The 22,695-nt window shown below is 48.3% G+C and carries 12 protein-coding genes; 10 read left to right on the forward strand and 2 right to left on the reverse strand.

The genetic code is table 11. From position 1 onward, the window contains the following. The first annotated feature begins 505 nt into the window (after positions 1–505). Together OP864_RS09930 and OP864_RS09935 are read left to right on the forward strand one after the other, a co-directional pair. On the forward strand, positions 506–2,137 hold the full coding sequence (locus tag OP864_RS09930; protein ID WP_270098051.1) for a M48 family metalloprotease: 1,632 nt from the start codon (positions 506–508) through the stop codon (positions 2,135–2,137). Between the two features lies 1 nt (position 2,138). Then, positions 2,139–3,257 (forward strand): glycosyltransferase, encoded by a 1,119-nt coding sequence (locus OP864_RS09935; protein ID WP_270098052.1) that lies wholly within the window; start codon positions 2,139–2,141, stop codon positions 3,255–3,257. A gap of 835 nt (positions 3,258–4,092) precedes the next feature. Here the strand turns inward: OP864_RS09935 and OP864_RS09940 are convergent. Next, the gene (locus OP864_RS09940) at positions 4,093–5,511 is read right to left on the reverse strand and encodes a DUF2779 domain-containing protein (protein ID WP_270098053.1); all 1,419 of its coding nucleotides are present in this window, start codon (positions 5,509–5,511) and stop codon (positions 4,093–4,095) included. 563 nt (positions 5,512–6,074) lie between these two features. On the opposite strand from OP864_RS09940, the gene OP864_RS09945 reads away from it, so the two are divergent. The 6 genes from OP864_RS09945 (at position 6,075) to OP864_RS09970 (ending at position 13,713) form a co-directional block, all read left to right on the forward strand. Next, positions 6,075–6,476: a hypothetical protein gene (locus OP864_RS09945; protein WP_270098054.1), complete on the forward strand. Its 402-nt coding sequence runs from the start codon at positions 6,075–6,077 to the stop codon at positions 6,474–6,476. A gap of 205 nt (positions 6,477–6,681) precedes the next feature. Then, entirely contained in the window at positions 6,682–7,341 is a 660-nt protein-coding gene (locus OP864_RS09950) for a protein-L-isoaspartate(D-aspartate) O-methyltransferase (protein WP_270098055.1), read from the forward strand. Between the two features lie 112 nt (positions 7,342–7,453). Further along, positions 7,454–8,782 carry a hypothetical protein gene (locus tag OP864_RS09955; RefSeq protein ID WP_270098056.1) on the forward strand — a complete coding sequence of 443 codons (1,329 nt, stop codon included), beginning with the start codon at positions 7,454–7,456 and terminating at the stop codon, positions 8,780–8,782. A 419-nt stretch (positions 8,783–9,201) separates the two neighbouring features. Beyond that, positions 9,202–10,653 (forward strand): tRNA (N6-isopentenyl adenosine(37)-C2)-methylthiotransferase MiaB, encoded by a 1,452-nt coding sequence (gene miaB / locus OP864_RS09960; protein ID WP_270098057.1) that lies wholly within the window; start codon positions 9,202–9,204, stop codon positions 10,651–10,653. 105 nt (positions 10,654–10,758) lie between these two features. Beyond that, positions 10,759–12,396, forward strand: a complete 1,638-nt coding sequence (locus OP864_RS09965) for a hypothetical protein (RefSeq protein ID WP_270098058.1) — start codon at positions 10,759–10,761, stop codon at positions 12,394–12,396. Positions 12,397–12,411: 15 nt separating this feature from the next. Then, positions 12,412–13,713 (forward strand): sigma-54 interaction domain-containing protein, encoded by a 1,302-nt coding sequence (locus OP864_RS09970; RefSeq protein WP_270098059.1) that lies wholly within the window; start codon positions 12,412–12,414, stop codon positions 13,711–13,713. A gap of 53 nt (positions 13,714–13,766) precedes the next feature. On the opposite strand, the gene OP864_RS09975 is transcribed toward OP864_RS09970, so the two are convergent. Further along, entirely contained in the window at positions 13,767–16,931 is a 3,165-nt protein-coding gene (locus OP864_RS09975; RefSeq protein ID WP_270098060.1) for a T9SS type A sorting domain-containing protein, read from the reverse strand. A gap of 443 nt (positions 16,932–17,374) precedes the next feature. On the opposite strand from OP864_RS09975, the gene OP864_RS09980 reads away from it, so the two are divergent. After that, entirely contained in the window at positions 17,375–18,247 is an 873-nt protein-coding gene (locus tag OP864_RS09980; protein ID WP_270098061.1) for a T9SS type A sorting domain-containing protein, read from the forward strand. A gap of 286 nt (positions 18,248–18,533) precedes the next feature. Next, complete coding sequence (locus OP864_RS09985; protein WP_270098062.1) at positions 18,534–22,490, forward strand: choice-of-anchor Q domain-containing protein; 3,957 nt, start codon at positions 18,534–18,536, stop codon at positions 22,488–22,490. Positions 22,491–22,695 lie beyond the last annotated feature (205 nt).

Consider the following 22,695-nt stretch of genomic DNA (forward strand, 5'->3'; position numbering starts at 1 on the left):
TAAAGTAGTGGCTTTTTTTCGCAAATGCAAGTTATGTCTTAACGTTTATTCATTTTTTATTTTTCTGGGGCTTGCCGCCTGTAGGATGGATATATATACCTGTAGGTTGAAACCTACAGCAACAGTGGTATTGCTTCGCAATGCTTATAAATGAGGGTGGAAACCCTCATGAAGTTAATTCCATACTTTAGAGCGCAAGGCCAGCTATATGAACAGTGGAGGCCCTTTAGGGCTGGCTCCATTGGATTAGCCTAGGGGCTTGTCCCTAGGCGATGAACAGCAGGCGGCAAAGCCGCCGCAAAGGAGCGAAGCGACTGGCCTAGCGATGCGGCGGGGTGGCCGTTAGGCCAGACCGAGCCAGCTTGCTGGCGAAGGGCCGAGCAGACCTGCGAGCCCCAAAGCGTAGCGCCGACGACCGAAGGGAGGCGGAGGCCCCAAAAAAATAAATCAGTTGCAGCTTTGGCTTAAATTCTGCAATTTTGCCCACTCATCATTCCAACAACTTATGCAGTATTATCTACTTTTGGCCCTCTTCCTTTTGGGCTACTCCAATAGCTATGCGCAAAGCAAGGCGCAAGAAGCAAAAGCCGAAACTTGCGAAAAGGTCTATCAGGAAATTGCACAGGCCATTAATGACCCTAGACCCCTGCCCGCCTTTAATTTTATTTACCAAAAAGGCAGCAAGCCCTATTATAATGCTTACTATAATCCGCAAAATAACTCCATTAATTTCGGAGAAGGGATTTATGACCTGGCCCTAGAGTTTGGCGCCGACTCCCTAAATGCCCTAGCCATGGTGCTGGGCCATGAACTGGCCCATTATTATAAGGACCACGGTTGGGGAATGTCTTTTGGCACGGCCAATGAAGACAGCGAAATCGCCGATAAGATTTATGAAATGGAGCTGGACGAAACCCAACGCGCCCGCATGGAAGCCGAAGCCGATTATTTTGGGGGCCTTTTTGGCTATCTGGCGGGCTATAATACTCTAGAGGTAGGAGGGGAGTTTTATAGCCGCTTGTATGAGACGATCGGCCTGCCCGATTCGACCAAGGGCTACCCCAGCCGAAAAGACCGCATCGCCATTTGCGATAATTCTCAAAAGATGCTGCAAGACCTTTTGCCCCTTTTTCAAATGGCCAATTATCTGGCATTAATGGGACAAGAAGAACGGGCCGCCAGAGCCTACGCCCAATTGGCCCAACAGTTTCCAGGTCGAGCGATTTATAATAATGCAGCCGTGAATTTTCTGCTGGCCGCCCTCAAAGAATATAAGGCCGAAGATTTACCCTTTCAGTTGCCTTTGCAGCTAGAACTCCAAAGCCGATTGGAGCAAAATAGTAAGGGCAACCGCCAACCCAAAAAAGAACGCTTTCTGGCCCAAGCCCGCCAAATGCTAGATAAATCCCTACAGGTTTCGCCCAATTATGGACCCGCTTTGCTCAATGAAATTATCTGGGCCCTGCTCAAAGAAGATCTAGATTTAGCCTTCTTTAAGGCCAAACGCCTGGCCAAAAATGAAGAGATGCCCGCTCATATTCAAGATAAAGCCCATCTCCTGATCGGAATCATTTTGGCCCAAAATGGAGAGGAAAAAGCCGCCAAAAAACAGTTTAAACAATTGCGAAAGTCGCTGCCCGATTTGGCCGAGGCCAACCTCTCTGCCCTCAAATCTAAACGCTGGCAAGCTCGACAAGCCGCTAAACGCCAAGAAATTAGCGGAGAAGCCGAGAGCTATGATGAACTTCCCCTGGCCGAACTCCCTAGCTATTTTGAAAATAATCAACCCGACATCATCCAAATGATGGAACGCCAACAAGAGGATAGTCCCGAGTTGCTATTAATTGCTAGTCGATTGGAGCAAAAAGAGGCCCTGCTTTTGGCGAGCTACGGCCAAGCCAATGAAGAGGAAATCTGGGGCTTTTTGCAGTTTAATGCCGATTATCAGGGAGAAACCGCCCGCGGAGTTAAAATCGGTAGCCGCCAAAGCGAAATCGAAAAATTATACGGCTTTGCCGCCAATAGCCTAAGTACGGGCAAGGGGAAGTTGCTTTATTATCCTTTGGCTGGACTCATTTTTAGTCTGGACCAAAATGGGCAGCTAGACCGTTGGTTGCAGTTTTCTAAATTGCAATAATATGCTCTATATCTACGGCTTAATCCTTTTCCTTAGCCTCGGCTACGGCGCATTAATGGCCAGCTATTGCTTTTTTTGGGCAAGGCTGGCCCCTTCTTTTTTAGCCCCCAATTATCAGCCGAAAAAGAAGATTAGCATTGTCTTGGCCGCCCGAAATGAGGAGGAACATATCGAAAGCTGCCTCCGCTCTCTCTTGGCCCAAAATTATCCCCCCGAATTGATGGAGATTGTTTTGGTGGATGACCATTCTGAAGATGCGACCCGCAGCATTGCCCAAGGTTTCCAAGACGACCGCCTGCAGATTATCGCCCTGCAAAAGGGCCTGGGCAAAAAGGCCGCTCTGGCCCAAGCTATTGCCGCCGCCCAAGGCGAATACCTGCTTTTTACCGATGCCGATTGCCAATTGCCCTCCTTTTGGGCCAAACAACTTTGCTTCCCGATGGAGCAAGAAAATATGCAGTTTGTGGCTGCTCCCGTCCTCTTTTCTTATCGAAATCGCTTTTTGGAAAAAGCCCAAGCCCTCGATTTTATGGGCATGATGGCCATCACGGGCGCTGGCATTAATGGCCAATATATGCGGATGTGCAATGGGGCCAATATGGCTTACCCCAAAGCCCGATATATCGAACTCAACGGCTTTGCTGGCATGGATCAGCTCGCCTCTGGCGACGATATGCTCTTTTTGCAAAAAGTAGCCGAAAAATACCCCCAACAAATCGCTTTTGTCAAAAGCCTAGAGGCCGCCGTGCAAACTCCCGCCGTGCAAACTTATGCCGCCTTTTGGCGACAACGCCTCCGCTGGTCCTCCAAATCTGGGGCCTACAAAGACCGCCGAACCGAACTACAATTGGGCCTCGTTTGGGCCTTCTCTTGCTCCCTTTTTATCAGCAGTATTGCCCTGTTTTTCGGCTTTTCGCCCTATTGGGTCCTCGGCCAATGGGCCCTCAAAGCCCTAGCCGATTACTGCCTGCTGTCGAGCGCTAGCCGCTTTTTTCAGCGCCGCCAACTCCTCCGCATTTTCTGGCCCGCCCTGCTGGCTCACCTACTCTATATTGTGCTGGTCGGCACGGCCTCGCTTTTTCCACAAAATTACCAATGGAAAGGCCGTTCATGGCGATAAGATGAAGGGTTTGGGGCCTCCGCTGCGGCTTCGCCTTGCGGCGCTACGTTTACTCCCTATGGTCGTCGAACTGCGAACTAAAGTTCTTGTTGTCGCAGCTCGCTGATTTTTTGGGGCCTCCGCCTCCCTTCGGTCGTCGGCGCTACGTTTCGCAGCTCGCTGTTCGCTCGGCCCTGCGGCGGCTTTGCCGCCTTGGTCTGGCCTGACGGCCACTGCTGCACATCGCTAGGCCTGCGGCCCTTCGGGCCTGTAGGATGGATGTATAGACCTGCGGGTTGAAACCCGCAGCCAGATTAGGTCCCAATTAGCAAGCTTTTAGCGGTCCCATGGCTTGCAGCTTAAAAGTCGCAAGACCTGAAAACTGAATGCTTTCGCCTATCTCCAATGAAGCAGGGGCTTTTAAGCCGCTGCGGCGAACAAAATGATGGCCCAACAAGATTGGCTGTGGCCTTTAGACTGCAGGAACAGGATTTTGGCCCCCAATTGTTAGGGATTTGTTAAATGTGGAAATAATGTAACAAAATGAAAAAGGGCAAAAGTTCGGTCTGGTTGCTAGCTGGGTAGGTCTGGTTGCTAGCAGAGTAGGTCTGGTTGCTAGCTGGGTAGGGGGACTATTCGGGACTGTTCAGAATTTTGTGTATTAGAATAAAATTAGTACTCGTTATGGGCCGATGGTTTTAACCATCGGCTCATTTTATTGCGCCTAGCATGGCCTCTTTTGTTGCTGTGGGTTTCAACCCACAGGTACTATAAAATGTCAATCATCGCCTAGGGGCTTGTCCCTAGGCAGCAAAAAGGAGAAACACAAAATTTTAAATAGTCTCAAAAAACACAACTACTCCCCAAATTTCCGCATAAGGAGCTGGACCATCTTAATCAAAGAGAAGGTATCGAGTTGGCAATAATCGATTAGGGCTTGGCGGGTTTGGGCTTGCTCTTGAGGCGGCTGTTGGTCCAACTGCCACCAAGCATCGGCAGCGGCTAGGCCCTCGGCAATGGGGAGCTCATCATAGCTCATTTGGGGAAGTAAAACGGGCAATACCTTTTTGAGGGAGCTGCGGCCCTCAAATTTAGCGTCTATATAGAGTCCTTTGGTCACAATTTCTTCTAGGTCCACTAAGCGCTCATTGAGGCGGTATAAAAAATCTCGATGTTCGGGATAGCGTTTGGCGAGTTCTCTGTTGCGTTCTCTTTCAAAGGTTTTGTGCCAGACCAAAATGCTGCCTTGGGGCTGGGCCGCATCTAAGAGGGCTTGCATCAGGCCAGCGGTGGGTTCTTTTTTGTCTTGGGCCAAAAAGTTGGTAGAAACAATATCCTCTGTTTCTTTATTGGGCCAAACTTGCCAGCTAAACTGAAAGGGAATATGTTGGAAGGGGCGGCTATGGGGAATAAAGGGAACGGCTGGATTGACCGCCTCATAATCTAGGGCCTGCAAGGGAAACTGGAGTTGGGCCAACCATTCTTTTAGGGCGGGAACATCTACCTGAGCTTGGCCCGTTTTGGCCGATTGTTGTTGGAGCAGCCAGCGTTCGGGCAGAAGTTTGGGATCCAATTCTGTGAGGTCCCATTTTTTTTGGGCCAGGGCTTGGTCCAAAGGTGGCCGATCTAGGCGGTGGCGGGGCAATTGAAAAATGCTAAAGGCTGGAATCTCTTGGCCGTGATATTTTTGAATAAAGGGGCAGGCCAGCTTCTTTTTGCAAAAACTTTGGCCATCCCATTTTGGGGTTGTTTTTTGGAGGCGGAGCGCCTCGGCCTTTTGCATGAGCAGAGCGGTTTCTGCTCTGAGCTCGGCAAGTTCTTGGCCTAGGGGGTGGATTTTAAGCAGGCGTTTGGGGGGAATTTCTCCGCCGGGGTAGCGATAATCCTTATCGATCCAGATGGCATAGCATTGTTCCACTTCATAGCCCGCCAGACAAAAGAGATGATAACTAAAGGCCCATTCCTTCAGGTATTTTTCCTTAAAGCCATGTTTGGGCGAATAGACTGAGCCCGAGGCCCGCACAAAATAGAGGCGAACTTGATCGGGATGATTGGGACTGGCCTTAATAAAATCTACGGCAGCTCGCCAGGGGCCAAAGCTCGCCCAGATAGGATCTTGGTCTTGCAGCTCAATGCGTTGAGCGGCCAGTTGGCGGAGCTCGGGGGCGAGGGGGTAGGGCAGGCGGGGGCGGGGCGTTTCGGCCTGTTGGGCCAGCCAAAACTCTCTGGGACAATCGATAAACTGCTGTAAATCGGGAAAATGCAAACTACTCATAAGAAAAGGACTTCAGTAAAGGGGCGCAAAATGGGCGCCTAAGGGCCACAAGATACAGAAGTTAGGCTATATATCGCCTTTTTTGGTCTAGCAGGCGGCGAAGCCGCCGCAAAGGCGCGCAGCGCCTCGGCTGAGGGGCTGTAGCAGGGCCGCCGCAGGCGGCAGACCAAAGCGGCGCAGCCGCTGCAGGGCCGAGCAGAGAGCGAGCTGCGAAACGGCCCGACCCGAGCGCAGCGAGTGGGCAGCCCCAAAAAAACAGCAGAAAAAAGCAACTGATTGTAAACCCAATGTTTAGGCAGTGTTTTTTTAAAGAAAATATTTCTTTTTGAGGGCCGAAAAAGGGGGATAGCTAAATTCTATTAAAAATATAACGCTTGAAATAAAATTCTACTAAAATTTAAAAGTGTAAAATATAAAAAGCTAAAAAAGCTAAAATTTGGGGGGTCGATAAAATTTTATTTTGTTTAAAGTTTGTCTAACTAAAAAAATGACCTTAGATTTGCATCAGCAAAGGGGAAGCCCCCTGCATTAAAATTTAAAGTTACTTCAAGACGATATATAAGATGAAACATATAATTACCTTAATTTGCTGTTGTTTTTTTGCCCTACAAGTTTCTTGGGCGCAATCTACAAAGACCCTCGTACAAACCTTGCCTTTGGCTGCGGCCACGGCTAGTTTAGAAATTGCGGCAGAGGTAGAAATTGAGTATTGGGAAGAGGAGCAAGTTCGGATTACCACCGAAGTGATTGCGGAGAATGTGAGCGAGGCCATTTTGAAAAAGCTAGTGATGATTGGCCGTTATAATATTGTACAAAAAGAGACTCCTAAAGGCTTGGTATTGTACATGCCTAAGATGGAACATCAGGTAATTTTGCGCGGACAAATTCTGGACGAGCAGCTCAAGATAAAAGTACAGCTCCCCAAGGGGATGAAGCTACAAACAATAGATAAATCAGCGCTTTAGACGCAAAAAAGAGTTAGATTTATTTAGTGTATGAACAAGGGTGAAAGCCGAGGCAGTAAGGAGCTTCGGCTTTTTTGTTTGGCATTGCTTGGCCAAGCTTAAAAAAAGGTCTAAATTTGAACTTGTAGCAAGCAAATGAAACTAGTTAAAAAGCAGATTGTCAGTATTTAATATATCTAATTTTTATTTAAAAGCATGGCCCTCTATGCAAGATACCTACAGACATAAGGGGATGAGGCGGAAGCTTTTGCAGCAATTGCAAAAAAACGCGGCTTTTCGTCCAGAGGTTTTGGCAGCAATAGGGACTGTGCCGAGGCATTTTTTTGTGGACTCTGCTTTTGAGGAATTGGCCTATAAGGATCAGGCGCTACCTATTGGTGGGGGGCAAACGCTTTCGCAGCCCTCTACGGTGGCTTGGCAATGTAGCTTGTTGGAGCTAAGCGCTGGGCAGCGTATTTTAGAAATTGGAACGGGTTCGGGTTATCAGGCGGCCATATTGCAAAGAATGGGAGCCGAGCTAGATACCTATGAGCGGCAAGAGGCCTTGCAGTTGGCGGCAAAAAAGCGCTTTGATGCGCTAAAGCTAGAAAATTTGCGTTCTTATTTTGGCGATGCAAGCGAGCTGCCTTTGGCAGAGCCACCCTATGACGGCATTTTGATGAGCTGTGCGGCCGAACAGATTCCCAAGCAGCTATTGGCCCGCTTGAAAATTGGGGGACGGATGGTCTTGCCCTTGCTTTATCAGGAGCAGCAGCGGATGTTTGTTGTAGAGCGAAAGGGAGAAAAAACCTTTGAGTATGAGGATTGTGGTCCCTGCCGTTTTGTTCCTTTTTTGCCGGGAGCCCTGCCTGTGCAAAGAAATTAGTGCCGACATCTAGTTCCGTTTTTTTTACGTAAAAGCAAAACGACCTCTTCCCAAAATCCTATTTGTATTAAGCTTGCTTTGCTCAAGTTTATCATCCCTAAACAAAATGGCTATGCTTTTAGCCCTCTTATTTATTGTTTATTCTTGCTTGGCGACCCTTTGGATTATGAAGGGGCGTAGTTTTAAGCAGTGGGGAATTTCTCCCAAAATAATCCTTATGCTCTTTTTTTTGCGCTTAGGGCTGGGGGCTATTTATGGGCAGTTGCATTTAGAGTATTTTGATGCTGGAGACACCTTTTTATACTTTGAGGAAAGCCAGCTTATTGCGCAGACGATTTGGCCTTATTGGGATTATTATTGGGGGAGCTGGACGGGCCAAGCGCCTATTCCCCCAGCCGATGCCGAGCTCTATTTGTATCCCGATTGGTCATTTATACAGCGAGATTTTGGCACTTATGCCTTGGTGCATATTCATGCTATTCCGCAGTTTTTTTCGGCGGGTTCTTATTTTTTGCATGGCTTTTTTGTGGCTTTTCTGGGCCTTTTTGCCAGTCTCAATTTTTATTGGGTCTTAGAGCGGCATCTGCAATTGCCCCGCAAACTGCTTCAGTTTGCTTGCTTTTTTATGCCTTCTGTTTTGTTCTGGACCTCGGGGTTTCATAAGGATGTATGGGTATATTTATCAATTAGTGGGCTGTTTTTGGGCCTAGATGCCTATTATCGGCAGGCTTGGAAGAGGGCGTTTTGCTTTTTGGGCCTAGGGCTTTTGGGCTTGGCCGTTTTTCGGACCTATCTATTGGGCCTGGTTTTTCCGGCGCTGACAGCCGCTAGTTTGCTGCCTTTTTTCTTCAAAAATCGCCCAATTCAGGCCTACCTTTCCGTTTATGCCTTTTTGGGCCTGGGTCTTTTTGCCCTCGAAATGACGGGCTATTTTTCTCCGCTCCAATTGCTGGCCAACCGCCAAGGGGCTTTTTTGGCCGAAAAAGGAGGCTCTGTTATCGCTAATGCAACAGCTTGGGAGCCCAATTTTTTTAGCTTTTTTGCCTATCTGCCCAAAGCACTTTTTAATGTCTGTTTTCGCCCCTTAATATGGAATGTCAAAGACAGTTTGCAGCTGGCGGCTGCCCTAGAAATCCTTTCTTTTTGGCTGCTTTTTTTTCTGGGCCTCAACAAAGGCAGAAACCCTCAAAAGCGCTCGCCACTCTTCTATTTTATGTTCTTTTATGCCCTGAGCAACCTCTTGCTGATTGGCCTTTTGGTGGTCAATTTGGGCACAATTGTCCGCTATCGGAGCATCGCCCTGCACTTTTTGGTGATCTTGCTGCTCCAAAGTTTTCACTTTTTTCATCAGTATTTTCAGGCTAAAGAGAGCCAAAAAAAGCCCCTTTCTCCAAGAGCGGAGCGCCCCGCAGTTGGTCGCAAAGCAGAACTGCAAGATTAGTAAATTGGAGGAGGTTTTGGGGCCTCCCGCAGCAAGCTGCGGGCGCTACGTCCGGCAGCTCGCTGCTCGCTCGGCCCTGCGGCCTGACGGCCTTGGTCTGCGGCTTTGCCGCACTGCCTACCATCGCTAGGCCAAGAAAAGCGCCCCTTTGGGGCGCCCAGGATAAAAAAGAAGACTGACATTTTGTCACCTTTGTCCAAAATATGAATTATCTTTGTGCCCTAGCCAAGCGCTAAAGCCGTAAAGCCAGGCCTTTTTGGCCTAGCGCTGCGGAGCGGGTGCCCCGAAGGGGCAGACCCAACAAAACGAGCCTTGGCGATGTTTTGTGCAGGGCCGAGCAGACCTGCGAGCCCCGCAGCATAGCGCCCCGACCGCAGGGAGGGGAGGCCCCCAAAAAAAAGAATAGCACCTATACTGATATGAAACTGTACAACGATAATCCAACCCTGGACAAAAAAATGTTGCCCGAAGATAAGCAGGGCGATGTCTTTTTCAAGGAGCAATTGCAAGCTCAACAGCAAGATGGCCAAAAGCGCTTTTATATTGAGAGCTATGGTTGCCAGATGAATTTTAGCGATAGCGAAATTGTTGCGTCTATTTTGCAAGAGGCGGGATATGCCTCTACCAAATATATGGATGCGGCCGATTTGATTTTGGTCAATACTTGTTCTATTCGCGAAAAGGCCGAGGATACTGTCCGCAAGCGTTTGCGTATTTTTGATAAGCTCAAAAAGGAGCGTCCGGGCCTATTGGTTGGGGTTTTGGGCTGTATGGCCGAGCGCCTCAAGGCCAAACTTTTGGATGAGGAAAAACTGGTTGATTTGGTTTTGGGCCCCGATGCCTACCGCGATTTGCCCAACCTCATTGCCACGGCAGAAGATGGCGATAAGGGGATCAACGTCTTTTTGTCTAGAGAAGAAACCTATGCCGATATTAGCCCCGTTCGCCTGAGTGATAGCGGCGTGACGGCTTTTGTGACCATCATGCGAGGTTGCGATAATATGTGTTCTTTTTGCGTGGTGCCCTTTACCCGTGGTCGAGAGCGCAGCCGTGATCCCTATAGTATTTTGGCCGAATGCCAAGACCTATTTGACCGTGGTTTTAGAGAAGTGACCCTTTTGGGCCAGAATGTAGATAGTTATCATTGGGAGCATCCGGAAGGCCTCGAGCAAGTCGATTTTGCCGACTTATTGGAAAAAACGGCCTTGATTCATCCCGATTTGCGCATTCGTTTTTCTACCTCTCACCCTAAAGACATTACCGATAAGGTCCTGATCAATATGGGCAAATATGAAAACATCTGCGAGTATATTCACTTTCCTGTACAATCGGGGAGCAGCCGGATTCTTAAGAAAATGAACCGCACTTATGACCGAGAGTGGTACATGAATAAGATTGACCGCATTTATGAGCTTTTGCCCAATTGCGCTGTTTCCTCAGATGTGATTGCTGGTTTTTGTACGGAAACGGAAGAGGACCATCAGGACACTCTTTCTATTATTGAGCATAGCCAATACAGCATGTCTTATATGTTCTTCTATTCGGAGCGTCCAGGTACCCTAGCCGCCCGAAAATATGAGGATGATGTGCCTTTGGAAGTGAAAAAACGCCGTTTACAAGAAATCATCCGTTTGCAAAACCAAATCTCTTTTGCGCATAATAAAAAAGACATTGGCAAAACCTTTAAGGTCTTGATTGAGAAGGTTTCTAAGCGCAGCGAAGATGATTTTGCGGGCCGAAATTCACAGAACAAGATGATTGTTTTCCCTAGAGAAAATACAGAAATTGGACAATATGTCTATGTAAAAGTGACTGATTGTACGCAGGCTACGCTTCGTGGGCATTTGGTGCCTGCTCCAGAAGAAGCTTAGGCGCAGCTTTTCGGCAGGCCTTGGCCTGCCGAAAAGCCCACCAATTTGGCGGCCGTTCTCATCTAATAGAGCGATAACAACTTCCTCACTTAACATCACTTATTTATGTTTACTTATCGCTATTTTGCTTTAGCCCTTTTGCTCTGCTTTTCGGCTAGTAGTTGGGCCCAAAAAGGCCTAGAAACCGAGGCGGTTTCTATTTTTAAGAACCAAACGGCATTCTTTGTAAAAGAAGGTCAGGTAAAGACCAAAAAAGGCAAATGGGAGCTAGTGGGAGACACGATTCCGCAGGCCTTAAATGGGACCCTTTGGTTTTCTGCTCCTAGTTTGCAAATTGTTCGTTCTTTTCAGCAAGAGAAGGAGGTCGAGGGCCTAGTGAGTAATTATAGTAGTATGTTTTTGGCCAATGATGGCAAAAACGTACGTCTCTTATTGTCTGGAGATACGACTTGGACCGAAGGAAAAATCAAGGTCCTACAAGTGCCCAACCCCGACCCCAGCAAACCCAATATCAAAACGGGGGCGCTTTTCGCTATTCAGATGAAAACGGGCCGCAGCCTGATTCTCAAGCAAGCGCAAATCGAATCATTGCGCAAATTTGAGATCTTAGATTCGCCCAATTTTACCAATAGCAGCATCCAAAGATTGCCTGTGCTTCAGGCCGACTTTGGCGGTACGGCCAATAGTAGCCAAAAGCTACAGATGATGTATTTGCGTCAAAACCTGAGCTGGAAACCTGACTATTTGGTGGAGCTGCTCAATGATAAGGAAGCTCGCATCTCATTGCGCACTACGGTGGTCAATGAAGCGGAAGATGTAAAGACAAAGTCGCTCAATTTGGTGGCTGGCGTCCCTAACTTTAAGTATGCCAATCGCATTTCGGACCTTTTGAGCTTTGGCTATGTGCAGCCTGTTCAGCCTCAGCGTTATGTGCATACCTTGAGCAATGCCATGGTAGAAAATGTGGCCAGCTATGATATGATGCCCACGATTGCTTCGGCACCAACCAATGGCGGAAATGGCATGCCTGGCCCCGCTCCTGCAGTAGGCGAAAGCGTGGAGGACCTCTTTTATTATACGCTTAAGGATGTAGAAATTAAGAAGGGAGAACGGGCATTGCTAGATGTATTCTCGGATAAGGTTCCCGTAGAACATATTTACGAGTCGATCATTGGCGCCAATTCTTACTCTTATAGTACAGCCTATAGCTTTGAAAAGCAGACGATTCCGGTTTTGCATACCATTAAGCTAGAAAACAAAACGGATTATGTCTGGACAGCCGCCCCCGTGATGGTGGTCCAAAACAAGGACAATAAGATTTTGCCCATCAGTCAAGATGTGCTTTACTATACCTCTAAGCAAGATGAGGTAAGCGTAAAATTGACCGAGGCCCCAGATGTGGCCCTCAAGTTTTCTGAAAAAGAAATCAAGCGGACTAACAATACCAAGCAAATCCGTGAAACCAACACCAACCGCATTCGCTACTACGACTTAGTGACTGTAGAAGCAGAAATTGAAATTCAGAATTTTAAAGGAAAGGATATTCGCCTAGATATAAAAAGAGCCATTTATGGCGAGTTGATGGAAAGCTCTGAAAAATGGCTAAAGTCGCCCCGCCTACAGCCTCGTAGTAGCTATACTACTTACAACCCTTATACTGATGTTTGCTGGGAGATGAAAATCAAAAAAGGCGAACAAAAGAAGATTACCTACACCTATAAGGTCTACCTCAGCCATTATTAAATGTTAAAGAACAGTATGGATAATATTCAAGCGATTAAGCAACGTTTCGGAATCATTGGCCATTCCCCTCAATTGCAACATGCCCTAAAGACAGCTATTCAGGTGGCCGCAACGGACCTCTCTGTTTTGGTTTTGGGCCAAAGTGGGGTGGGCAAGGAGTCTTTTTCCAAAATTATCCATCAACTGTCTAACCGCAAGCATAATAACTTTATTGCGATTAACTGTGGCGCCCTGCCCGAAAGTACTATTAACTCGGAGCTCTTTGGCCATACTAAAGGGGCCTTTACGGGAGCGGTCAATGAGCGAAAAGGCTATTTTGAAACCGTAAATGGCGGCACCATTTTCCTCGATGAAATTGGGGAAATGCCTTTGGATACTCAAACCTACCTGTTAAGGGTACTCGAGCAGGGCGAATTTGTTAAAGTGGGTTCTTCTCAGGTAGAAAAGACCGATGTGCGCATTGTGGCGGCTACTAATGTCAATTTATTGGAGCGCATAGAGCAGGGGAAATTTAGAGAGGACCTCTATTATCGCCTGAGCACGGTGGTTATTCAGGTGCCTGAGCTCCACAAAAGAGGCGATGATGTGCTTTTGCTTTTCCGCAAGTTCGTTTCTGATTTTGCCGATCAATACCATACGCCTATGGTCCGCCTTACGGAAGAGGCCGAGGATATTTTGTTGCGCTACCCCTGGCCCGGCAATATCCGAGAGCTGCGCAATGTGGCCAAAAGAGCGGCCCTTTTTTCAGAGGATAAAACGATTACGGCAGAGCAATTACTAGAGTTTCTCCCGCAGTTGGGCCAAAAACAAAGGCATTTGCCTTTGCCCCATAAGGAGGCCAATGACAGCAGCCAAGGATTTTACGAAAGGGAGATATTGTTTAAGTTTCTCTATGAAATGAAGCAGGACCTCAATGATGTAAAGCAACTCATTGCCGAATTGGTCCAAACCAATAACCTCCAAATGCCCCGCCCCATGCCTAAGGGCCATAGTATGCAGGGCTACCTGCCTTTGCCTAGCCCAAATAGCGATAATTATAGCTCGTCTTATTCTGAAAATACCTTTAATGAGGAGCCCAGCTCCGAGGAAGGGCCCATTATTCTAAATAAAGATTATCATAATCAAGAGCAAGATAGAGAACGCTATAATGAGGTGGAGGAACTAGAAGAATCGCTCTCTATGGAACAAATGGAAAGGGAGCTCATCGAAAGAGCACTCAAAAAACACCGAGGAAAACGCAAGGATGCGGCCCAAGAATTGGGCATTTCTGAGCGGACACTTTACCGCAAAATCAAATTGCACGATATTCAGTCCTAAATGAAAAAGGGCGAGACCAATACTTGGTTTCGCCCTTTTTTACAGCCACCAAATTATGGACTGATACTAAATTGCTGCTGCCCTAACAATTGCCGATCGGCAGAAAAAAGCTGTAATAAATAGACCCCATTGGGCCAATCGCCTAACTGAATTTGCCCCTGAGGACCTAATAAAGGATAACGGCCCAACTCTTGGCCTAACATATTATATATGCGGATCTCTTGCCCCTGCTCCCAGCCTTGCAGGGCCGAGTAGTTTAAGCGCTCTTGGGCGGGCAAAGGCCAAAAACGATAGGCCAAAGGCCTAGCAGTTGAAGCTGGAGCACTGCTCAATACGCTAAAGAAATTATGTCCCACTACCCTAGAATTTAGAGCCGTAAAGGCCCAGGGCAAACTATCTTTCTGATAGCTCCATTGCTGACGAATTAGGCTGCTGGGCCGATTGTTCTTCTGCTGCTCAATGGCATAACTAAAGAGGAGCTCCTCTTCTGCGGCCAAATCAATAAAACCAAAATCAACCTTCAGTATACCCTGCTCCTCCAAGGCCCAATTGGCCGAGTGACTGCTGGCTTGCTGCCGTAAACTACTAGGCAATAGATAAGGAGATAGACTATCTCTTAGCCTGAGTTGCCCCTTAAATGGCCCCCGCAATAAAAACTGAACATGCAAGGGGTCAGAAGGGAATATATAGGCCGGGGCAGCATAGCCCAAAGGCAAAACCTGCGCCTGTGGATGCCCCAGCGATTTAAAGGAGTCTTGCAAAACAATACAATGCTCGGCCCCAAAAACTGTAGCCGGCAAATTGGCCAGTTGCTGAATATAACCCAAGTGCATCTGCCCCAAACTATCCAAACCACAGCCTTCTATGGCATCAGAAATGACCGGAGCGGACCAATTTCCACTGGCCTGCTCTAATAGCGCCCGATAACTTAAACCCGGCTGTACCGGAATACGGACCTCCGTTACTCCTGCTCCATAAATGGTGACAGGAAAAGGGGGCTGCATCAAATCATCTTCAATAACAATTAATTGCGTCCGTACAGGGACCAAACTGGCCAAGCCTATATTTTGCAGATAAAAAACAATGGAATCCCCCTCGCATTCAGCAGATACCGCCAAAACAGTCTCCTGATAAATAGGACGGCAAAGACTATCGGGATAAACATGGGCCTCTAGGCAGAACGCCTGCCCCGCCAAGACCGAATCGCAAGTCAAGGAGCTCCAAATATCTAGCTGTCCCGACGCCTGAGGGGCTAAATCGCCCAAATCTATCCGATAGCTCTGGCTATCGATTTGGATAAATGGCAAGCTGGCCGAATCTAAATGCAGCCGACTGGGCCAAAATAATTCTACATAGGCCTGATAAGCCGTATCGCTTCCTCTGTTTTCATAGTTTAGCCATTGCTGCTGCTCACTGCAAGCATCCAGATTGGCCCCATCCAATTGGATTTGCAGAAAGGGACAATGATCTAGGGCCTGCAAGGCTATATTTTGCTGCTGCCCCTGTGGATGCTGCAATTGGACCGTATATTGGCCCTGCAACTGACAGGCGTCCTGCCAATAGTGGCTAGGCCGTACCGCCCAAAGCTGGTATTCTCCAAAGGGTAGCGCATTGAACTGATAAAAACCAAGGCTATCTGTTGTGGCATAGTAGCGCTGGCCTTGCCTTTCGGCACAAATAAATTGCTGAACAAAAAGACGTTCATGGCTGTCTTTTTGGCAATTTGCATTTTGGTCCTCATACAAATAACCGGAAATCGAAGCGCTAAAGTCTTGCGGCTGATAACAAGCGCCACGCCCAATTCCCTGCGCCCAAGCTTGCTGCAAACTGGGGATATTCTGAGGCAATAGCCGCAACATCTGATAGAGGCCCGTCAAGCTATCGGCATAATGATAACTGAGCATTAAGTCGATCTCCAAACTTTCTCCAACCAATAAATCTCCCTTAAAATGCGAGGCCATGACCCTAAAGTCTTGTCCCTGCGCCCAACTATAGCCATCTCCAGCCCACCAAGCCCCAGCCGAACTATCAAAGGGATAATGGGGAAAAACATAGGCAGATTGCCCCTGCCCCAGACTGTCATAACCACTGGCATAGGGCCGAATAGGCTGCCCATTGCTCCAACGTCCTGCTAATAAATGATAAAATTCTTGGTCCATATTGGGCCCCGAAGGATGCCCAAAAGGCGGCAAATTGCTATTCAGATTATAAATGCTGCGGTCCAAAGAGCAATTCAGAAAGCTAAGGGCCACCACTGGCGGCTGACTCCCGTAGTTGTCGCTCTGACAAAGCTGGGTCTGGTCCAGATAATCTGCATTATAGGTATAGACGGTCTGCAAACTACTGTCGGTCCCTATATAGTCATCGGCCGGACAGCCCAAGTCAAAATCCGTATAAAAACCCGCCCAAAATTGCTGATAATCCTGGTTCGAGCGGTTGATGATTTTATAATTCAAAAAGAGGCTTTCTCGCAGACTTTGCTCCAAGGCCAAGCAACCAAAAGCATAGGCCGTTAGCTGCACTTCTAGGCCCATAGCATCGCCCTGCGTAAACTGATGTCCGCCAGAAAGATCATTCAATACGGTCCAAAATATCTGATCGGCCAAGGCGGTAGAATCTCCCATGCGATAGGTCGGGAAATCCCCCTCATAGGGCTCATAACGCCCATCTCCATCCCGATCAAAAAAGGGCGCAAGCGATTGCTCGGGCAGGGCAAAACCCAAATTTTGCGGATAATAAGCATTTCCCCTAGCGGGCCAAATCAATAAACTACTGGGCAAGGGCCCATCTATCTGCCCATTATCCCGATAATCCTCCAGGGCCGTCCAAATATCCAAGAGCTCAACGGTCCAAATATAATTGAAGCGCCTAGCGAGCAGGGAATCGGCCTGCTGGCTGAGGCTATCGATTGGGCCTGGCCAAAAGTCAGGAGCGCCCTGCCCATAGGTTTGGGCAGCCAGATATAAATCGCCAGCCGCATTTTGGCCGCCCAAACTCAGGCCCAAAAGCCCAATAGCGGCAAGATGTTCACTGCTATCCGCCTTTTTGGGGGTTAAAAAAGCGGCATTTTGACCGTCGTTAAATAAATCGCCTCCGTTTTTTATAAGGGCAGAAAGGCGGTTGGCCTGCATCCAAACTTGCGCAGAAGGCGGATCTTGCGCCCATAAAAGAAGCGGAAAACTTAAAAAGGCAATAATTAAGGGCTGGATATATTTCATATTGGGGGTGGTTTTAGATCAAGGAAGGGCTTGTTTTTATTTTGGGGCCCGCGGCCGGCTCGGCTTCGCCTAGGTCGGCCGCCGCTATGCTGCGCCGCTCGCAGGTCTGCTCGGCCCTGCAGCCCTGCGGGCTTTGGTCTGGCCCTGCGGGCCACGGCTGCGCAGCGCTGGGCCAAATAGCGCTTGGCCCAACTACAAATACGGAAAGGTTGACCCTGCGCTTTGCCTGATCAACTTTTCCGAACCGAACCTTGAAGATTTTCTTCACTTAACTTAAGAACTTTCTCTGTACTCGCTCTGAGCACATTACAAAGATGCAAATTGATAGCTAGTGGTTGAAATACAAAAATCTTTTTTCCTCTAGCTATAATTAGCTTTCAATGCCTATAAATAGGGCCTTAGCGCCCAAATTCCTCATTATTTTAAATAAAAGCATGATGCAAATGAATCGATTTTCCCTCCTTTTTTTTGGCCTATTTCTCTCTTTTTCGGCCCTGCAGGCACAGTATGCCTCTGTTTTTGGCCAAGATTCTACCCAATGGATTTTTGAATGGAGCAATTTGCCCGGTACGCAGCAAGACACGCTCTACAGTCGCTACGATAGTAGCTTTGCGGGCCGTCAATGGACCAAAATTGAGATCCCCAATAACTTGAATTACAATGGCGGCTGGCTATCCGAAGATAGTAGTACGGGCCAGCTTTGGTATCGCCCTATAGCCAGCCCCCAATACCCTAATGATACCGCCAGCCGCCTCATTATGGACCTCAGCCTGCAAGTTGGTGATACCTTTGATATTTCTCCGGCCTGGGGTGCCATTCCCGATAGCCTACAGATTGTAGATAGCATTTATACCGAATTGGGCCGCAAGCATATTCGCTTTAAGGCCGATGCGACAGGTGTCGAAAACTTTACATTTATAGAAGGTGTTGGGCCAAATTTGGGCATTCTCTATAAGCAATCAGGGGTAATGATGTTTCAGTATCTGCTCTGTGCCTATCAGGATGGTCAGCAAAGCTACCTAAATAAAACTCATGGCTACTGTAATGTCTATAGTGGTGGGCCGCATGGGCTGGCCAATTTGGCCCAACAGCAGTTTGCGCTTTATCCCAACCCTGTAAAAGAACAATTGCAAATTGAGAAGGAGGCCAGCCTTTCGGTGGATCGGCTGCAGCTATATAATGCCTTGGGCCAGTTGGTTTGGCAAAAGGAGTTTAGCCCCCAACTATCGCTAGAAGGATTGCCCGCTGGCCACTATATTTTGCAGTTTTGGCAGGGGAGCAAACTCCTAGAAAGCCAAAAGTTGATAAAACAGTAAGGGCTATAAATTGGTCCAAAAAGGCCCGAAGGGCCGTCGGCTGAGGGATGGAAAGCAGTGGCCCGAAGGGCCAGACCCAGCCGCCTTTGGCGGCGCAGGGCCGAGCAGACCTGCGAGCTGCGACACAGCCCGACCCGCCAGGAAGGGCGGGGCAGCCCCAAATCCTCACCCTACATAAGTCAAAATAAAATATTTTGAAAAAAAAGATGTTTATACAACTTTTAAAAAATCCGACTGAATCGTGAGGCCGTAAATAAGGGGAATAACAAATCATAAAAAACGATTTATGAAAAAACCCTTATCTATTTCAGCGGCGGTATTTGCCGCCATGTTTAGCTTCAATAGTGCTTGGGGAGCCAACTTTTTGGTCTCCAACAACTCCGATAGTGGAGCTGGAAGCTTCCGCCAACAGGTCCTAAATGCCTCGGCGGGTGACACCATCAGTTTTGCCACAGGGACAAATGGGCAAGCGATTGTACTTAACTCTGCCGTGGCCCTGAACAAGGACTTGGTCATTATGGGAAATGGGGCCAGCAACAGTATGTTGAGCGGCGGCAGTAGCAGCCAGATCCTATCAGTGAGCTCTGGCGCTATGGTCAAACTAGAAGGCCTATCCATTATGAACGGCTTGTCTAGCATGAGCGGTGGAGCCATTATGGTGCAAGGGGCAGAACTTTGGATTGATGCCTGTACTTTTGCCAACAATGAAGCTCAGGGCGGCATGGCCGTAATGGGTGGCGGAGCCATTTGGAATACCGCAAGCTCGGAGCTACATATCATGAATACGGTCTTTAGCAACAACCAAGCATCTGGGGCGGCTGGCTCTGGGGGAGCGATTCTCAATGATGGCAGCAGTATCCTAATGATTTCTATGGGCTGTACATTTACGGGCAACAGCTCGAACCGTGCAGGTGGAGCCCTTGAAGATAACTCTGGCGCCAATAGTATGGTGCAGATTAGTGATGCCGACTTTGCCAGCAACAGTACCGCTACTAGTCCCGGTAATGGGGGCGCTATTCATATTACTGGCGCCGGCCAAATGATGATTAGCGATAGCGACTTTACGAACAACAGCGCAGGCAATGAAGGGGGCGCCCTTTGGAACGGTAGCGGCAGCATGACCGCCAACAACCTTTTTATTGATGGAAATACCGCTAGTGGAGCCGCAGGCGACAGTGGTGGAGGAGCTATCTATAACTTAGGGGGCGACTTGACCGTCATGAACTCTATCCTTTCGAATAACTCGGCCAATGGTACGGCTGGTTCTGGTGGAGCGATCCTCAATGATTTGGGGGGGATGCTACATGTTCAGAACACCACAATCACAGGCAACAGCGCTATGCGTGCTGGAGGAGGAATTGAAGATAATTCTAGCTCATCTTCTTCTAATATGTTGCTACAAAATGTGACCCTTTCTAATAATACGACTGGCTCGGCGCCAGGTAATGGTGGCGGTTTGCATATTACAGGAGCAGGAAACCTTCTTTTTGATGGAGGAACCGTTTCTGGCAATACAGCCGCAGCTGAAGGCGGTGGACTTTGGAACGGAACGGCCCAGATGACCCTCTCTAATGTTAATATCAATAACAATACAGCCAACGGTCCTTTGGCCGATAATGGTGGTGGTGGACTCTATAACCTTGGCGGTCAGATTGACATCATCAACGGCACGCAGATCAATAACAACCAAGCTGCAGGAACTGCAGGTAGCGGTGGGGGAATCCTCAATGACATGGGAGGAATGATCAATATCAGCAACGCCATGATTATGGGCAATAGCGCTATGCGCGCTGGTGGTGGTATTGAGTGTACCGACTCTAGTGGAGTGGTCCTTATCAATAGTATGTTGAATAACAACAGCACAGGTTCTGCCCCTGGTAATGGTGGTGGACTACATATTACGGGCTTTGGTATGGCGAGCATTACTGGCGGTACCGTAAGCAACAATACTGCTGCAGCCGAAGGCGGTGGACTTTGGAACGGAACGGGCCAAATGAACATCAGCGGAACGGTCATTGACAATAATGTCGCTTCTGGAGATGCCCTAGATAATGGGGGTGGAGGAATCTACAACCTCGGCGGAACTGTAGATATCACGAACAATACGCAAATTACAAACAATAGCGCCGATGGAACCGCTGGTAGTGGTGGAGGAATCCTCAACGACTTAGGCGGAACCCTAAATGTCAGCAACTCGACTATTATGGGGAATATGGCCATGCGTGCAGGTGGTGGAATTGAAGATAATTCTACAACGAATCCCGGCATGATTAGCCTCAATATGGTGCAATTGATGAACAATAGCACTGGTACAGCCCCCGGAAATGGTGGTGGTTTGCATATCACTGGCCCAGGTATGGCCCAAATTACTGGCGGTATGGTTGCGGGTAATACTGCTGCAGCCGAAGGCGGTGGACTTTGGAACGGAACAGGCTATATGCTCGTCAATGGAACTTCTATTGATGGCAATACCGCTAGCGGTGACGCTGCCGATAATGGTGGTGGAGGAATCTACAACCAAGGCGGAACCCTAGAAATCATCAATATGGCCGAAATCATTAACAACCTTGCGGATGGTACTGCCGGTAGCGGTGGAGGAATCCTCAATGATATGGGTGGAACTCTCCGTATCGAAAATGTCCGTATTGAAAATAATGCGGCTATGCGTGCAGGTGGTGGAATTGAAGATAATTCTACTGCCGGTATGGTTGGAAATCTAATGATGACCAACTTTATCCTTTCTAATAATACCGTAGGTACAGCCCCCGGAAATGGTGGTGGTCTACATATTACAGGACCCGGTAATGCTGTTTTGGAAAATGGTACCGTAGCCAACAACCAAGCAGGCAGCGAAGGTGGTGGACTTTGGAACGGAGGCGGCTATATGCAGCTTCAAGACCTCAACATCAGCAATAATACTGCTCTAGGTGCCGCCGCCGATAATGGAGGTGCAGGTCTCTTTAATAATGGAGGCGATATGCGCATTGAAGATTGTTCTATTAACGGAAATATGGCTACAGGTGCATCAGCTAGTGGTGGTGGACTACTTTCTGTAGCAGGCGATATTGAAATTATGGATACCGACTTTGACAACAATGCCGCTAATCGAGCAGGTGGAGCTATCGAGCTAATTGATGGCAACTGCTGGATCATGAACAGCGCCTTTGATGCCAATGATGTAAACGGTACCGCAGGTACAGCCGCCCCCGGTAATGGTGGAGCCATTCATATCACAGGATCAACGATGATGTATATTGAAGAGTCGGAGTTCTATGATAATGAAGCCGCTAGAGAAGGTGGAGCCCTTTGGAACCAAAGCAATAGCCAGATGTATATCTACAACTCTACTATTGCCAACAATAGCGCCTTTGGTACTGCCGCCGATGATGGTGGAGGAGGATTCTACAATAATGGTGGCGATACTTGGATTGAAGGATCTACCTTCTCTGGAAATAATGCCGCTAATGCCAATGGAGGAGCCATTCAGAACCAGACGGGAATGACTAAAATCAGCCGCTCTACAGTTTCTGGCAATATGGCCGCTATGGACGGTGCCGGTATCTATAATGCCGACTCGCTTCATGCCGAAGCCCTAACCGTTGCCTTTAATATGGCTAGCGGAAATGCAGGTGGAATTGCACAAAATAGTATGCGCCCCTTGAGCCTAAAATCAAGCATTGTCGCCAATAATACAGCAACCATGATGGGCCAAGATGTTTATCTACAAACAGGCATGCTAAATTCTATGGGCTATAATCTGGTCCAAGATACTACCGGCATGAGCTGGATGGCTGGCATGGGCGACCTGCTTGGCCAAGATCCTTTCTTGCAGCCCCTAGCCAACAATGGCGGTCCCACAATGACGCACGCTATTTTGGCCGGAACAAGCTCTCCCGCTGTAGATGCAGGCGACCCCATGAGCAATATGCTCGACCAAAGAGGAATGATGATTATTGGCCGCCGAGATATTGGTGCCTTTGAATCTTCTGAGGTTTTGAGCAATCAGCTTGTAGAGGCAATGAGCCAAATTAAGGCTTATCCCAATCCCGCCGCCGATTATATTCAGCTAGAACGCAAAGTGGCTGGCAATAGCCAATACCAACTCTATAGCCTAGATGGACGCCTACTCAAGAGCGCTCAACTCAATGACCGTATTGAGCGCATTGAATTGACCAATTTGCCCGCAGGCACTTACTTTTTGCAGCTAGAAGGCGGCCAACGTCTTCCTTTTGTGAAAAAATAAAAAAGTAACTACCTAACTGACGCTTTTGATGATCGAGCTGCTTCTCTCTTCGGAGAGGAGTGGCTTTTTTTGTTGTTTTTGGGGCCTCCGCCTCCCTTCGGTCGTCGGCGCTACGTTCCGCAGCTCGCTATTCGCTCGGCCCTGCGGCGGCAAAGCCGCCTTGGTCTGGCCCTTCAGGCCACTGCTGCACATCGCTAGGCCACAG

This window comes from Saprospira grandis (assembly GCF_027594745.1).
Classification (GTDB): domain Bacteria; phylum Bacteroidota; class Bacteroidia; order Chitinophagales; family Saprospiraceae; genus Saprospira; species Saprospira grandis.

Coding starts and splice junctions, on each gene's coding strand:
- OP864_RS09970 (WP_270098059.1), top strand. CDS start 12,412: ATGGATAATATTCAAGCGATTAAGCAACGTTTCGGAATCATTGGCCAT.
- OP864_RS09950 (WP_270098055.1), top strand. CDS start 6,682: ATGCAAGATACCTACAGACATAAGGGGATGAGGCGGAAGCTTTTGCAG.
- OP864_RS09935 (WP_270098052.1), top strand. CDS start 2,139: ATGCTCTATATCTACGGCTTAATCCTTTTCCTTAGCCTCGGCTACGGC.
- miaB (WP_270098057.1), top strand. CDS start 9,202: ATGAAACTGTACAACGATAATCCAACCCTGGACAAAAAAATGTTGCCC.
- OP864_RS09985 (WP_270098062.1), top strand. CDS start 18,534: ATGAAAAAACCCTTATCTATTTCAGCGGCGGTATTTGCCGCCATGTTT.
- OP864_RS09955 (WP_270098056.1), top strand. CDS start 7,454: ATGCTTTTAGCCCTCTTATTTATTGTTTATTCTTGCTTGGCGACCCTT.
- OP864_RS09965 (WP_270098058.1), top strand. CDS start 10,759: ATGTTTACTTATCGCTATTTTGCTTTAGCCCTTTTGCTCTGCTTTTCG.
- OP864_RS09930 (WP_270098051.1), top strand. CDS start 506: ATGCAGTATTATCTACTTTTGGCCCTCTTCCTTTTGGGCTACTCCAAT.
- OP864_RS09975 (WP_270098060.1), bottom strand. CDS start 16,931: ATGAAATATATCCAGCCCTTAATTATTGCCTTTTTAAGTTTTCCGCTT.
- OP864_RS09945 (WP_270098054.1), top strand. CDS start 6,075: ATGAAACATATAATTACCTTAATTTGCTGTTGTTTTTTTGCCCTACAA.
- OP864_RS09980 (WP_270098061.1), top strand. CDS start 17,375: ATGAATCGATTTTCCCTCCTTTTTTTTGGCCTATTTCTCTCTTTTTCG.
- OP864_RS09940 (WP_270098053.1), bottom strand. CDS start 5,511: ATGAGTAGTTTGCATTTTCCCGATTTACAGCAGTTTATCGATTGTCCC.